Consider the following 13961-nt stretch of genomic DNA (forward strand, 5'->3'; position numbering starts at 1 on the left):
TAAAGCGATACTTCGCGAAGCTATTTCGTCCGCGGCGGCACGATCGTGCCACCCGACTGGGCCGCATCCTGTACGTGCTGCATGTGCGGCATCATGTTGCTGTTCAGGTGGAACATCACCCATAGCGATCCCGACAGCGTGATCACCACCAGCGTCAGCGTGAACATCAGCGAGAGCATGTTCCAGCCGCCCTCCGATTTCGCGTTCATGTGCAGGAAGTAGATCATGTGCACCACGATCTGCACCGCGCCAATCAACAGGATCACGATGGCCGTGGTCGACGACTTGTCGAACACGTTGCCCATCACCAGCCAGAACGGCACAGCGGTCAGGAAAACCGATAGCACGAAGCCGGTCAGGTAGCCGCCCAGCGTGGAATGCGGTCCTTCCTCTTCATGGTCGTGCTCATGGTCGTGGCCGTGTCCGTGGCCATCCAGTGCGTGGTCTTGCGCGCTCATGGCAGTGTTCCCATCAGATAGACAAAGGTGAAGACGCCAATCCAGACAACGTCCAGAAAGTGCCAGAACATCGACAGGCACATCAGGCGGCGGCGGTTGGCCGGAATCAGGCCGTGCTTGCCGACCTGCACCATCAGCACGAACAGCCAGAGCATGCCGAAGGTCACGTGCAGCCCGTGCGTGCCGACCAGCGCGAAGAACGAAGTCAGGAACGCGCTGCGCGTGGGGCCTGCGCCTTCATGGATCAGATGCGCGAACTCATAGAGCTCCAGGAACAGGAACCCGGCGCCGAAGAGCGCCGTGATGGCCAGCCAGATCTGCGTGCCGGCCACGCGCTTCTGCTGCATCTGCAGCATCGCAAAGCCGTACGTGATCGACGACAGCAGCAGGAACGAGGTGTTGAGCGCCACCAGCGGCAAATCGAACAACTCGGCCCCGGTCGGGCCTCCTGCATATTCGCGGCCCAGCACGCCATAGGCGGCGAACAGGCACGCGAAGATCAGGCAGTCGCTCATGAGGTAGATCCAGAACCCCAGCAGCGTGCCGTTCTGCGGATGATGTTCCTCGGTCAGGTAGAACTGGTAGCCGCCAGGCGGCACGTCGTCGGCCGCGGCGGTGCCTGTGGGCACGGGGGCATGTGCCGGCGTGCCGTTCGGGTGCAGGGGGAGCGTCGTATCAACCATGGCCGGTCATCAGTTGTTGAGTGCGCAAGGCTTCCGTCCGCACCACATCGTCGGTCGGAATGTAGTAATCGCGCTTGTAGTTGAAGGTGTGGATGATGGCGGCAATGATGATGGCCGCGAACGACGCGATCACGAGCCACCAGATGTGCCAGATCAGTGCAAAGCCCATCAGCGTGGAGAGTCCCGCCAGGACGATGCCCGCCGCCGTGTTCTTCGGCATGTGGATCGGAATGAACCCTTCGAGCGGACGCTTGTAGCCGAGCTGCTTCATCTGCCACCAGGCGTCGGTGTCATGCACCACCGGGGTGAAGGCGAAGTTGTATTGCGGCGGCGGCGATGAAGTGGACCATTCCAGCGTGCGGCCGTCCCACGGATCGCCCGTCACGTCGCGCAGTTCGTCACGGCGCAGGAAGCTGACCACCAGCTGGATGATGAAGCATGCGATGCCCAGCGCAATCAGGAACGCGCCGAACGCGGCAATCTGGAACCAGATCTGCAGCGAGGGATCGTCGAAATGGTTCATCCGGCGCGTCACGCCGAGCAGGCCCAGCCAGTACAGCGGCATGAAGGCGAAATAGAAGCCCACCAGCCAGAACCAGAACGATGCCTTGCCCCAGGAGGCCACCAGCTTGTAGCCGAAGGCTTTCGGGAACCAGTACGAGATGGCCGCCATCAGGCCGAACAGCACGCCGCCGATGATCACGTTGTGGAAGTGGGCAATCAGGAACAGGCTGTTGTGCAGCGAGAAGTCCGCCGGCGGCACCGCCAGCAGCACGCCCGTCATGCCGCCGATCACGAAGGTGATCATGAAGCCCACCGTCCACAGCATGGGTGGCTCGTAGCGGATCTTGCCGTGGTACATCGTGAACAGCCAGTTGAAGATTTTCGCCCCGGTCGGTATCGAGATGATCATCGTCGTGATGCCGAAGAACGAGTTCACACTGGCGCCGGAGCCCATCGTGAAGAAGTGATGCAGCCAGACCAGGTAAGACAGCACCGTGATCACCACCGTGGCATACACCATCGACGCGTAGCCGAAGAGGCGCTTGCGCGAGTAGGTGGCGGTGACTTCGGAGAACACGCCGAACACGGGCAGCACCAGGATGTAGACCTCGGGGTGGCCCCAGATCCAGATCAGGTTCACGTAGAGCATGGCGCTGCCGCCCTGGTCTGCCGTGAAGAAGTTGGTGCCGACGTAGCGGTCGAGCGAGAGCAATGCGAGCGCTGCGGTCAGCACCGGAAATGCGGCCACGATCAGCACGTTGGAGCACAGCGCCGTCCACGTGAAGATCGGCATGCGCATCAGCGTCATGCCCGGTGCGCGCATCTTGACGATGGTGACCAGCAGGTTGATACCCGATAGCAGTGTTCCCACCCCCGCTACCTGTAACGCCCATATGTAGTAATCGACCCCCACGTCCGGACTGTGCAGGATGCCCGATAACGGTGGATATGCCAGCCAGCCGGTGCGCGCGAATTCGCCGACGAACAGCGACATCATCACGAGCACTGCGCCGCCGGTGGTCATCCAGAAGCTGAAGTTGTTGAGGAAGGGGAACGCCACGTCACGCGCGCCGATCTGCAGCGGCACCACAAAGTTCATCAGTCCCGTGATCAGCGGCATGGCCACGAAGAAGATCATGATCACGCCGTGTGCCGTGAAGATCTGGTCGTAGTGGTGAGGGGGCAGGTAGCCGAGGTTGTCGCCAAAGGCCACGGCCTGCTGAATACGCATCATCACTGCGTCGGCAAAGCCGCGCAGCAGCATCACGATGCCCAGGATGACGTACATGATGCCGATCTTCTTGTGGTCGATGCTGGTGAACCACTCGCGCCACAGGTAGCCCCAGACGCGGTAGTAGGTCAGCAGCCCTACCAGTGCCACGCCGCCGAGCAGCACGACGGCAAACGTGGCGATCAGGATCGGTTCATGCAGCGGGATGGCCTCCCACGAGAGTCGGCCAAAGATCGGATGAAGCGGACTGGCGAGTGTGGAGTGCTCGGGCATGTTTGTCACCTGGGCCTGTGTTGACCAATTCTGGCCGACGAGTGAGATGAAAAGCGTTGAAAGCCTGGATTACGCCGATTGCCTGGAATGCCGCATGGCAGACCGTCGCCATCGCAACGGTCACTGCAAGGTCAGCGTAACAATCGCCCGCCGTCCACCGCGCCCGGTGCCGCGCCATCCGGCGCGAATGCCGGCGACACAGCCACGGTATTGCTGGCGGTACAGATTTCAGCGGAAGGATCGAACTTGCCGCGGCTGCGGTCCAGCGCCATCGTGTCTGCCATGCAGGTGCCGCCATCCACGCAACGGTTCAGGATCTGCTGGTAGAGCTCGGGGGCCACGCTGGCATAGCGTCGCACCGGCTCGCGTTCGCTGGGCTTGGCCAGCGCCTGGTAGCTTTCTTTCGACAAGGGTGTGCCCGAGGCTTTCACCTGCTGTACCCATTTGTCGAAGTCGCCTTCGGAGAGGCCGTGGAACTTGAATGACATGTGCGAGAAGCCCGCGCCGCTGTAGTTCGATGACAGTCCCTCGTAGACACCGGGCTTGTTGATCACCGCGTGGAGCTTGCTTTCCATGCCGGGCATCGCGTAGACCATGCCGGCCAGGGAGGGCACGAAGAACGCGTTCATGACCGAGGTGGCCGTGAGCTTGAACGCGATGGGCCGGTCCACCGGCGCGGCCAGTTCATTGACCGTCGCAATGCCTTGCTCGGGATACAGGAACAGCCATTTCCAGTCCATCGCCACCACTTCCACGGTCAGTGGCTTGATGTCGGCGGGGACGGCGCGTTTGTCGTCGAGCCGTGTGATGGGCCGGTAAGGATCGAGCTGGTGGGTGCTCACCCATGTCACGGCACCCAGCGCAATGATGATCAGCAGTGGCGCGGCCCAGATGGCCAGTTCCAGCACGGTGGAGTGGTCCCACTCGGGGTTGTAGGGCGCGTCCTTGGCATTCTCTCGGTAGCGCCACGCGAACAGCAGCGTCAGGCATATCACCGGGACGATGATGAGCAACATCAGCAGCGTGGCGATGATGATCAGGTCGCGGTTGCGCACGGCGAGGTCGCCGGAAGGTGACAGCAGTACCGCGTTGCCACAACCCGCGACGGTCAGGAGCATGGCGATTGCGGCACTTCTAAGAAGTAATCTTTTCGTCACACCAAATGTTGGCACTGCAGCATCGAAGCGTGGCATGGTTCTCGGAAGTGGCGTTTGAATTACGTCGACGGCGGACCGACGTAGCAATCTTTCGATTTCCAATGGCAGTTTAGGCGCTATTCTTGTCAGTGCGGGACTTTAAGTGCAGTACGACATTCCTTCTGCTCTCGATGGAGACTCCACGATGGCCAGTCTGACCCACCAGCATCGCGCGTCGCCGACTGCACCTCCGGCGCCGGGACACCACGAGGTGGCACCTGCCGAAATCGCCACAGGCGTGGTGATTGGGCGTGCTTCCGAGTATTTCGATTTCTTCGTCTACGGCATCGCCTCGGTACTGGTTTTCCCGAAGGTCTACTTTCCGTTTGCCAGTGAGCTGAACGCGCTGCTGTTCAGCTTCGCGATCTTCTCGTTCGCGTTCATCGGCCGCCCGTTCGGCACCGCGCTGTTCATGCGCATCCAGCGCCGGTGGGGGCGGGGTACCAAGCTGACTGCCTCGCTGTTCCTGCTCGGCACCGCCACGGTGGGCATCGCCTTCCTGCCAGCCTATGCGTCGATCGGCAGCGCGGCGATCTACCTGCTGGCGTTCTTCCGCTTCGTGCAGGGCATTGCGTTCGGTGGCTCTTGGGACGGGCTGCCTTCGCTGCTGGCGCTCAATGCCCCGGCGGACAAGCGCGGCTGGTACGCGATGCTGGGGCAACTGGGCGCGCCCACGGGATTCATCATCGCGGGCGGGCTGTTCCTGTTCCTGCATGCGAGCCTGACACCGGCGGAGTTCATCGACTGGGGCTGGCGCTATCCGTTCTTCGTGGCCTTCGCCATCAACGTGGTGGCGCTGTTCGCACGGCTGCGGCTGGTGGTGACCCACGAATACACGCGGCTGCTGGAGGAAGACGAACTGGAGCCGCTGAGCACGTTGCAGATGGTCAACGCGCAGGGCTTCAACATCTTCCTGGGCGCCTTCGCCTCGCTGGCCAGCTATGCGCTGTTCCACCTCGTCACGGTCTTTCCGCTGGGCTGGGTGATCCTGCACAAGACCCAGGACATCTCCGACGTGCTGGCGATCCAGCTGGTGGGCGGCTTCATCGCGATCATCGGCACGATCATCTCCGGCTGGATTGCCGACAAGATTGGCCGGCGCACCACGCTGGCGGTAATGGCCGTGCTGATCGGTATCTTCAGTCTGGCCACGCCGTGGCTGCTGGGTGGCGATTCCACTGCGCAGGACATCTTCATCCTGGTGGGCTTCGGGTTGCTGGGCCTGTCCTATGGGCAATCGGCTGGCGCGGTCACGTCGAACTTCGATCCGAAATTCCGCTACACGGGCGCTGCATTGACCACGGACTTTGGCTGGCTGTTCGGTGCCGCGTTTGCGCCATTGGTCGCGCTGGGGCTGTCGTCGCTGTTCGGCCTGGCGGCGGTGAGCCTGTACCTGCTGTCAGGGGTGTTGGGCACGCTGATTGCGCTGCGCGTGAACCGTGCGCTCGGTACACCGGACGAATGACGCCTGACGTGAAAGCGCCGAAGTGAAAGATCTCGTCCGGGGCATCCTCAAGTTCCAGCGCGAAGCCTATCCGCAGCGCTCCGCGCTGTTCCGCCATCTCGCCACGCAGCAAAACCCGGGCACGCTGTTCATCGCCTGTTCCGACAGCCGCGTGGAACCCGCGCTGCTGACGCAGAGCGAGCCGGGCGATCTCTTCGTGATCCGCAACGCGGGCAACATCGTGCCCGCGTACGCGGTGCAGCCCGGCGGTGTGTCGGCCAGCGTGGAGTTTGCGGTGGCCGGCCTGAAGGTGCGCGACATCGTGATCTGCGGCCACTCGAACTGCGGGGCCATGACGGCGGTGGCGATGGGGCAGGACCTCGACCATATGCCGGCCGTGGCGCGCTGGCTCCAGCATGCTGGCGGTGCGCACAAGATCTGCCTGGCGAAACCGCATACGTCTGACCGGGAGCGCGTTGACGACATGGTGCGGCAGAACGTGATCGAGCAGCTTGCGCACCTGCGCACGCATCCGTCCGTTGCACAGGCACTGGAAGAGAAACGCGTGGACCTGCACGGCTGGGTCTATGACATTGGCACGGGCGGCATCGATGCCTACGACAGCCGCACCGGGAGCTTCGTACCGCTGGTCGAGCATCCCGAGGTCACGGCCACCATTGCACGAGCATGATTGCCTTGCGAACAATCGACGGAAAAGTGCAACAAAGGGTTCATTAACTGGGCGATCTGGCCGTAGTCAGGAATGATGTCATGCATACGGATTGATATGCCGGCCTGAACCCCGAACATGCAACTGCCCCCGATTCCTCCCAACGAAGCCCTGCGCGTGGCGACGCTGCGCTCACTGAATATTCTCGACACGCCGTACGAAGAGCGATTCGACCGTCTGACGCGCCTGGCCAAAAGACTGTTCGATGTACCGATTGCAGTCGTCAGCCTGATCGATACCAACCGGCAGTTCTTCAAGGCTTGCGAAGGACTCGATGGCAGGGAAGCGCCGCGCGATACGTCGTTCTGCGGCCACGCCATCAACTGCGACGACATCCTGCTGATTACCGATGCCACGCAGGACCCGCGCTTTCATGACAATCCGCTGGTCACGGGCGAACCGAATATCCGCTTCTACGCAGGATGCCCGCTCGCGGCGGCCAATGGCGTGAAGCTTGGCACGCTGTGCCTGGTAGACCGGACGCCGCGCGAGTTTGGCCCCGAAGACCGCGCGTTGCTGCACGACCTGGCACAGATGGCCGAGCAGGAACTGGCAGCGGTGCAACTGGCGACGATGGACGAACTGACATCGTTGTCGAATCGTCGCGGGTTTGCCGTGCTGGGCCAGCATGCCGTGGAACTGTGCCGACGACTGGAGCGGCCCGCGACGCTCGTGTTCTTCGATATGGATGGCTTCAAGCTCATCAACGACCAGCTCGGCCATGCCGAGGGGGACCGCGCGTTGATGGCGTTCGGAGCGGAATTGCGCGCGGCGTTTCGGGAGTCCGATGTGGTGGGGCGGCTTGGTGGCGATGAATTTGCCGCGCTGCTGACCAATACCGATCTGAACGGTTGCACCGACGCGCTGGCACGGTTGCATGCGCAGGTGGCGGCGTGGAATGCGCGCAATCCGGCTGGCTATGCGCTGCGTTACAGCACGGGCGCCATTGCGTTCACGCCGCCGCGCCATGGCAACATCCACGACCTGCTGGCCGAAGCCGATGCGGCGATGTATCGCAACAAGGCCGAGCGCAAGGCGGCGCAGAACCCTCAGTAGCGCCGGATCAGCGCGGACGCGGCACGCTGCGGTCGGGCGCCGCGCGCATGACCCCAGCGGCGATCTCCTGCATCAATGCGTCGATGGCATCGATCTCGGCTTCGCCGAGGGCGGCCGGCATGCGCGTTGCGCCCCAGTCGCCGTAGATCAGCGCGATACAGCGATTGCGCATCTTGACGGGTGCCAGCACCACGGAGCGCGCGTCGGGCAATGCATCGCGATACCAGCGCGGCATGCGGTGTGCCACTTCGGGGTCGAATGTATCCTCGATCAGCAGCGGCCGCGACGACAGGCCCGCGAAGTGGAAGACGTCGGGGACGAATCCTTCCTCGAACGACAGCGCCGGCAATGCCTCGCGCATGCCTTCGCCAAAGCCCAGCCGCGCGTGGAAACGCCGCGTCGCCGGGTTCAGCATCATCAGGAAGCAGCGCGAAAAATCCAGCGCGCGCATGCTGGTCTCCAGCACCATCGGCGCCAGTTGAGACACCGACAGGCCCGCACCTTCGCGGCGTACCTCGGCCAGACCTTGCTGCAGCCGCTCCAGCACGTGTACGGGCTGCGCACCGTGCGACGCCGCGCCATCCGTGGGAGCGACCGTTTCCGCCTCGGTGATCGAGGCATTGAGCGTATCGGCCTGGCTCACGGCCACGCCGACATCGCCGGGATTCAGGCCCAGCATCTTGGCGTGCGACATCAGCAGCGCCTCGACCGATTCCTGGGTGCCTTCGCGCACCATTGTTACCGCCGCTTCGGAGGAAACATGGGCGATGGCCGCGAGCCAGTCCGAATGCGTTTCGATGCGGGTATCCGACGAGATCGTGCGGGGTTTCATCGCATGGGCGATCAGCCCCGGCAGGCGCCATTTCGCGGCGGCGGCCTCGGCGATTTCCTCCAGCGAGACGCCAAGCACCTCCAGCGTGGCCTCGTTCTCCGTCATCGGATGCGCGGCGCACATGGCCTCCACGCGCTCCCATTCGTCGGGGAAGTAGAAGACCAGCAGCAGCCGGCTCATGTGGTACATCAACGTGCAGACGACGGCTTCCTCGCCCTCGTTGATGCCGCGTGCCTGGCTCAGTGCGCGCGTGATCTCGCCCGCCACCAGCACGCGTTGCAGCGCCTTGGCGGCCTGCGGGCGCTTGGGCGCCACGCCGTGGAAGTAATCGAGCAACTGGATGCCGAGCGTGAGGTGGCTGATTGCCTCCACGCCCAGGACCAGGATCGCGCGCGAGACCGTGGTGACCTCGCCGCCGAAAGAGCGGTACATGGCCGAGTTGGCCAGCCGGATCACCTTCTGCGACAGGCTGAAATCGGAGAGCACGCTCGTGGCCATCTCGCCTACGCTGAGATCGGCATTGAGCGTCTTGAAGATGTTGTCGACACAGTACTGCAGCGTGGGGAAGTCTCCCTGCTGCGCCATCCGTGCCCACAAGGTCTCGAAGAAGGCTGTCTTGGATGACATCAGGCAGCCACCCGTTGCGTGAAGACTTCACCCTGGCCCATGACGAGCGTGCCGTCGAGCACCGAGTTCTCGAAATCGGCCGGACTCAGGGCGCGTGCATAGCGCCAGCCCTGTACGAGATCGCAGCCCTGCGCCGCGAGCAGATCGCCTTGCGCCTCGGTCTCCACGCCCTCGGCGATGGCCACCAGGCCCAGCTCGCGCGCCAGCGACAGCACCGCGGAGACAATGGTCCGCGCGTGCGGGGAATCGATCATGTCCGCCACGAAACTGCGGTCCACCTTGAGTGCAGACAGCGGGAAGCGGCGCAGATAGGACAGGCTCGAATAGCCGGTGCCGAAATCGTCCACGGCAAAGCGGATGCCGAGCGCGCGCAGCGACAGCAGCAATTGCTCGGCCGCCTTCGGGTCGGTCATCAGCACGCTTTCCGTGATTTCCAGCACCAGACGGTCCGCGCCGATACCGGCGTCCTGGATGGCGGCGCGCACGCTGTCGAAGAAGTTCGGATGCAGGAACTGCACGGCCGATACGTTCACCGACATATGGCCCACGTGGATGCCCTGTGCATCCCAGGCCGCCAGTTGCGCGCAGGCGCAGCGCAGCGCCCAGGCGCCCAGATGCTTGATCAGGCCATTCTTCTCGGCCACGGGAATGAAGATGTCCGGGCGAATGGCTTCACCGGCATGCTCCCAGCGCATCAGCGCCTCCACCGCGCAGATCTTGCCGGAGTCCGGCCAGACGATGGGCTGGTAGTGCAGCAGGAATTCGCCGTTCTGCACGGCCTCGAACATGCTTTGCTCGATGCGGAACTGCTCGTCGAGCCGGCGATCGAGTTCGGACGTATAGACGCAGTAGCGGTTCTTGCCCAGCGCCTTGGCCTCGTACATCGCCAGGTCCGCGCGGCGCAGCCATTGCGATTCGCTCTGCGGCGCGCCGGCCGAATAGGCCAGCCCAATGCTGGTGGTGATGCGCACATGGCAGCCGCCCAGCAGGAAGGGCTGGCGGCAGACGTGGATCACGCGCTCCAGAATCCGCACGGCGTCGGCCTCGGAAGCCAGGCCATCGAGCAGCAGCACGAACTCGTCGCCGCCCAGACGTGCCACGCTGTGCCGCGTGCGCACGGTGTCCTGCAGCCGGGCGCCCACTTCCTTGAGCAGCGCGTCACCGAACTCGTGGCCGAGCGAATCATTGATGTTCTTGAACCCGTCCAGGTCCATCAGCGCCAGCGCAAAGCCCTGGCCTGCCGCGTTGCCGGGCTGGGCAAGGCGTTGCCCGGACGTGTATTCCTCGATCCGCTTGCGAATATAGGCGCGGTTGCCCACGCCGGTCAGCGGATCCAGGAAGGCACGCTCGGTCAGTTCGCGCTGGGATTCCACCCAGTCGGTAATGTCGTGGCCGAAGAGCAGCAGGGTGCGGGCGCCATTGGACGCGGTGTGCTGGCTGACCCGGAGGTCGATCCAGTCCGGGCCGCCAATGCCGCCGGCCATGCGCACGCGCTCGCGGCGCGCGGCGCCATCGTGGGCGCAGCCATTCAGCATCTGGGCCACGCGTTCGCGGGATTCCAGCGCAACGAGGTCGAGCAACGACGCACCGCGCAGATAGTCGAGCGGGTACACCAGCAGATCGGCTGTGGTCTCGGTGGCTTCGAGAATCCGGCCCTGGGCGTCCACCCACATGGCCAGCGCGCCGGATGCTTCCAGCAACGCCCAGGCCTCGCCCCCGGCAGGGGTGGCACCGTGCGCACGGCGGTCGGCCGGCTCGGGTGCCAGGGCTACATCGTATGCAAGCGCGGTCATGTACTTTTTATGCCCGAAGTCCGGTGGACGCAGGATGGATATCGGATGGAATTGTCTGAAACTGAAATGCCGCCGCCTGTTTGACCCAAAACCAGTCCATGGCAAATGCATGCCCGGATCATGACCACTGGCTTTGACAGGCGGTGTGGCGCAACAGCGCCGATTCTAATACGAGGTTGCATACGCCTGTAGGCCGCGCTGCGTAACGGATTGCGGGAATCGGCGCCGCTACAACAGGCGGCTTGTCCTGCACACGCCATCCATGCACCGGGATTGACACGATGTAGTGAAATCCGTGACACTCGCTGCCATGACCTGTCTCGGCCTGCAATCCAACGCCATCGCCATCGCGATTATTCGCACCATTCCAAGAATGGTGGGTTAGCGCGCGTCCGAAACAGACAAACAAACCCGCCCAACGAGGCGGGTTTTTTGTTGCCGCCTCCTGGGTTCCACGCTTTCAGCCAGGAGTGCCGTATGCCATCGACCGCCCACGTTTCGACCGTCTCCCCGTTCTTGCATTCTGTGCCGGTTGCCGCCGATATCGGCGCGATCGATGCCGATGACTACCTGCGGCGCATCCTGACCGCCCGGGTCTACGACGTGGCGCGCGAGACGGTGCTGGAACAGGCATCGAGCCTCTCGGCCCGGCTCGGTCACCGCGTCTGGCTCAAGCGCGAGGATCACCAGCCCGTTTTCTCGTTCAAGGTGCGCGGCGCCTACAACAAGATGGTCAACCTGCCCGCCGATGCATTGGCGCGCGGCGTGATCACGGCGTCTGCCGGCAATCACGCCCAGGGCGTGGCACTGTCCGCCGCGCGGCTCGGCGTGCGCGCCATCATCGTGGTGCCGCAGACCGCGCCACAGGTCAAGGTGGATGCCGTACGCGCCCACGGGGGCGACATGGTGGAAGTGGTGCTGGCCGGTGAGTCGTATTCCGATGCCTACGACCACGCCATGGTCTTGCAGCGAGAGCATGCGCTCACGTTCATCCCGGCGTTCGATGATCCCGACGTGATTGCCGGGCAGGGCACGGTAGGCACGGAGATCCTGCGCCAGCATCGCGGCGCACTGGACGCCGTCTTCGTGCCGATTGGCGGCGGCAGCCTGGCGGCGGGCGTGGCGTCCTATATCAAGGCGGTGCGGCCCGAGGTGCGCGTGATCGGCGTGCAAACCGAGGACTCCTGCGCCATGGCCCGCTCGCTGGTAGCCGGCGAGCGGGTGACGCTGGAAACGGTGGGGCTGTTTTCGGATGGGACGGCGGTCAAGCGCGTGGGGGAAGAGACCTTCCGGCTATGCCGGCATCTGCTGGATGGCGTGCTGACCGTGGATACCGACGCCCTGTGCACGGCGATCAAGGACGTGTTCCAGGACACCCGCAGCCTGGTGGAACCGGCCGGCGCACTGGCCGTGGCGGGTTTGAAACAGTATGCGGAGGGTTTGCCCGAGGGCGCGGCGCAATCACTGGTGGCGATCACGTCGGGGGCGAACATGAACTTCGACCGGTTGCGGATCGTGGCGGAGCGGGCGGAGGGAGCGCGGTAAATTGCTACGGTTTGACTCCCCTCTCCCACTGCGTGGGAGAGGGGAGTCAAACCGTCAGACCTTGCTTGCCACAAAATCCTCGGCATCCACATCGTAGTTCGCCGGTTCCCAGCGGATCGCCAGCAGCGCCAGCAACCCAAGCAGCGGAGCCAGCGCGATCACCCAGAACACCTTGGTAGCCAGCGTGGCGGCCAGCACCGGGAACAGGAACAGCGATGCCGTGGAACTGGCGCGCATCAGCGTCTGGTTGAAGCCCACGCCCACGCCGCGCAGCGAGGTGGGGTAGCTCAGCGACGCGTATGTCATGGTATGCGCGCCGGGACCGAAGCCCTGGCCCAGCAGGAAGACCGCCAGGAACGAGATGGCGAGGGCGATCTGCGCCGTGCCGGCCGGCTTGCCGATCAGCGCCAGGCCGACCAGTGCGGCCAGCTGGAAGGCGTAGCCGGTCACGGTCAGCTTCCACGCGCCGGTCTTCGGCACAAGGTACACGCCGATCAGGCCGCCGACAAACGCGAACAGCAGGTTCAGCGCCAGCGAGATCAGGATCGTGTTCAGCATCGTCTGCGCCAGGAAGCTGGCGATGATGACGGGCAGGCCGAACGCCACCGCGTTATAGGCGAACGACGAGGCAATCGACATGATCGTGGCCAGCGTGGTCCGGCGCGCGTACACGCCCTTGAGCAGCAGGCCGTAGTTGCGCCACGAGGCCGGACGCTTGGGCGGCTCCACTACCGCGTCGGGCGCCACGGTGGCGTCGATGCCGTAGGACTTCCGCAGGATCTTGGCCGCGCCTTCGAGGTCGCCCTGGTTGGCGGCCCAGATCGGGGATTCGCTCATGTAGCGGCTGCGCACGGCGATGATGATCAGCGCGGGCACCGCGCCGAAGCCGAGGATGATGCGCCACAGCAGGCCGCTATGCGATTCCGGCAGGATCGAGTAGCAGCCGAGCACGAGCAGGTACGAGACGCAGATCGCCGCGTACCAGGTGGGGCACCACATGGCCACGCGCGCGGCCTTGTTGCCGTGTCCCTTCAGTTTCGAGAATTCCGCGAGGAACGCCATGGCCACCGGCAGGTCGATGCCGACGCCCAGGCCCATCACAAAGCGCGCACCGGCCAGCACGTACTCGTTCGGTGCCAGCGCACAGGCGATGGCGGCAAAGACGAAGCAGAGCATGTCGGCCATGAACACGCGGTAGCGGCCGATGCGGTCGGTCAGGTAGCCGCCCAGGAACGCACCGACGATGGCGCCGAACGTGATGGCCGATGCCACCATGCCCGTGCCGGCCGGCGTGAGGTTGAATTCGCGGGTGACGTCTTTAAGGCCGAAGGCCAGCGCGCCGAGGTCGTAGGCATCCAGGAAGATGCCGCCGAGCGCGATGGCTACGACGATGCGCGCGTTGCTGACGGCCGCGCCGCCATCGTTGACGAGGCGGGTCACATCGGCGGCGGAACGGATGACGGCCTTCGATGGGGCCGCCGGGCTGGCCGCCGCCGTACTGGCGGGCGACAGGGCGAGATCGACTGACATGGTTTTGTAGTTTTGAGGGCTGGAATGGAATCGGAAAACAGCGCGAAAGCCTCCCTGAC

The 13961-nt window shown here is 64.1% G+C and carries 10 protein-coding genes and 1 pseudogene; 4 read left to right on the forward strand and 7 right to left on the reverse strand.

Features of this window, described 5'->3' with window-relative positions; translation table 11 throughout:
- Window positions 1-20 precede the first annotated feature (20 nt).
- From cyoD to cyoA, 4 genes are all read right to left on the reverse strand, one after another.
- A complete protein-coding gene (gene cyoD, locus GA566_RS26335) occupies window positions 21-458 on the reverse strand; it encodes a cytochrome o ubiquinol oxidase subunit IV (protein ID WP_137927284.1) in 438 nt (145 codons plus the stop codon).
- Window positions 455-1141 carry a cytochrome o ubiquinol oxidase subunit III gene (gene cyoC / locus GA566_RS26340; protein ID WP_137927283.1) on the reverse strand — a complete coding sequence of 229 codons (687 nt, stop codon included), beginning with the start codon at window positions 1139-1141 and terminating at the stop codon, window positions 455-457. The genes cyoD and cyoC overlap by 4 nt, the downstream gene beginning before the upstream one ends.
- Window positions 1134-3149, reverse strand: coding sequence for a cytochrome o ubiquinol oxidase subunit I (cyoB, locus tag GA566_RS26345; RefSeq protein ID WP_137927282.1), 2016 nt, complete (start codon window positions 3147-3149; stop codon window positions 1134-1136). Before cyoB ends, cyoC begins: the two co-directional genes overlap by 8 nt.
- A 131-nt stretch (window positions 3150-3280) precedes the next feature.
- Window positions 3281-4342, reverse strand: a complete 1062-nt coding sequence (gene cyoA / locus GA566_RS26350; RefSeq protein WP_137927281.1) for a ubiquinol oxidase subunit II — start codon at window positions 4340-4342, stop codon at window positions 3281-3283.
- 148 nt (window positions 4343-4490) lie between these two features.
- On the opposite strand from cyoA, the gene GA566_RS26355 reads away from it, so the two are divergent.
- The 3 genes from GA566_RS26355 to GA566_RS26365 all read left to right on the forward strand — a co-directional run bounded on the left by GA566_RS26355 (window position 4491) and on the right by GA566_RS26365 (window position 7575).
- Window positions 4491-5810, forward strand: coding sequence for an MFS transporter (locus GA566_RS26355; RefSeq protein ID WP_160474477.1), 1320 nt, complete (start codon window positions 4491-4493; stop codon window positions 5808-5810).
- Window positions 5811-5832: 22 nt separating this feature from the next.
- A complete protein-coding gene (locus GA566_RS26360; protein WP_160474478.1) occupies window positions 5833-6480 on the forward strand; it encodes a carbonic anhydrase in 648 nt (215 codons plus the stop codon).
- A gap of 117 nt (window positions 6481-6597) precedes the next feature.
- Window positions 6598-7575 (forward strand): sensor domain-containing diguanylate cyclase, encoded by a 978-nt coding sequence (locus GA566_RS26365; RefSeq protein ID WP_137927278.1) that lies wholly within the window; start codon window positions 6598-6600, stop codon window positions 7573-7575.
- Between the two features lie 7 nt (window positions 7576-7582).
- Here the strand turns inward: GA566_RS26365 and GA566_RS26370 are convergent, their stop codons facing one another.
- A complete protein-coding gene (locus GA566_RS26370; RefSeq protein WP_160474479.1) occupies window positions 7583-9034 on the reverse strand; it encodes an HDOD domain-containing protein in 1452 nt (483 codons plus the stop codon).
- On the reverse strand, window positions 9034-10827 hold the full coding sequence (locus GA566_RS26375; RefSeq protein ID WP_137927276.1) for a bifunctional diguanylate cyclase/phosphodiesterase: 1794 nt from the start codon (window positions 10825-10827) through the stop codon (window positions 9034-9036). The genes GA566_RS26370 and GA566_RS26375 overlap by 1 nt, the downstream gene beginning before the upstream one ends.
- Window positions 10828-11379: 552 nt before the next feature.
- On the opposite strand from GA566_RS26375, the pseudogene ilvA reads away from it, so the two are divergent.
- Window positions 11380-12360: pseudogene (gene ilvA / locus GA566_RS26380) on the forward strand (threonine ammonia-lyase, biosynthetic); the annotation flags it as partial.
- 66 nt (window positions 12361-12426) lie between these two features.
- Here ilvA and GA566_RS26385 read toward each other — a convergent pair.
- The gene (locus GA566_RS26385) at window positions 12427-13902 is read right to left on the reverse strand and encodes an MFS transporter (protein WP_137927274.1); all 1476 of its coding nucleotides are present in this window, start codon (window positions 13900-13902) and stop codon (window positions 12427-12429) included.
- Window positions 13903-13961: the final 59 nt, after the last annotated feature.

The sequence above is a fragment of the Cupriavidus sp. SW-Y-13 genome (assembly GCF_009793345.1).
Taxonomy (GTDB): Bacteria; Pseudomonadota; Gammaproteobacteria; order Burkholderiales; family Burkholderiaceae; genus Cupriavidus.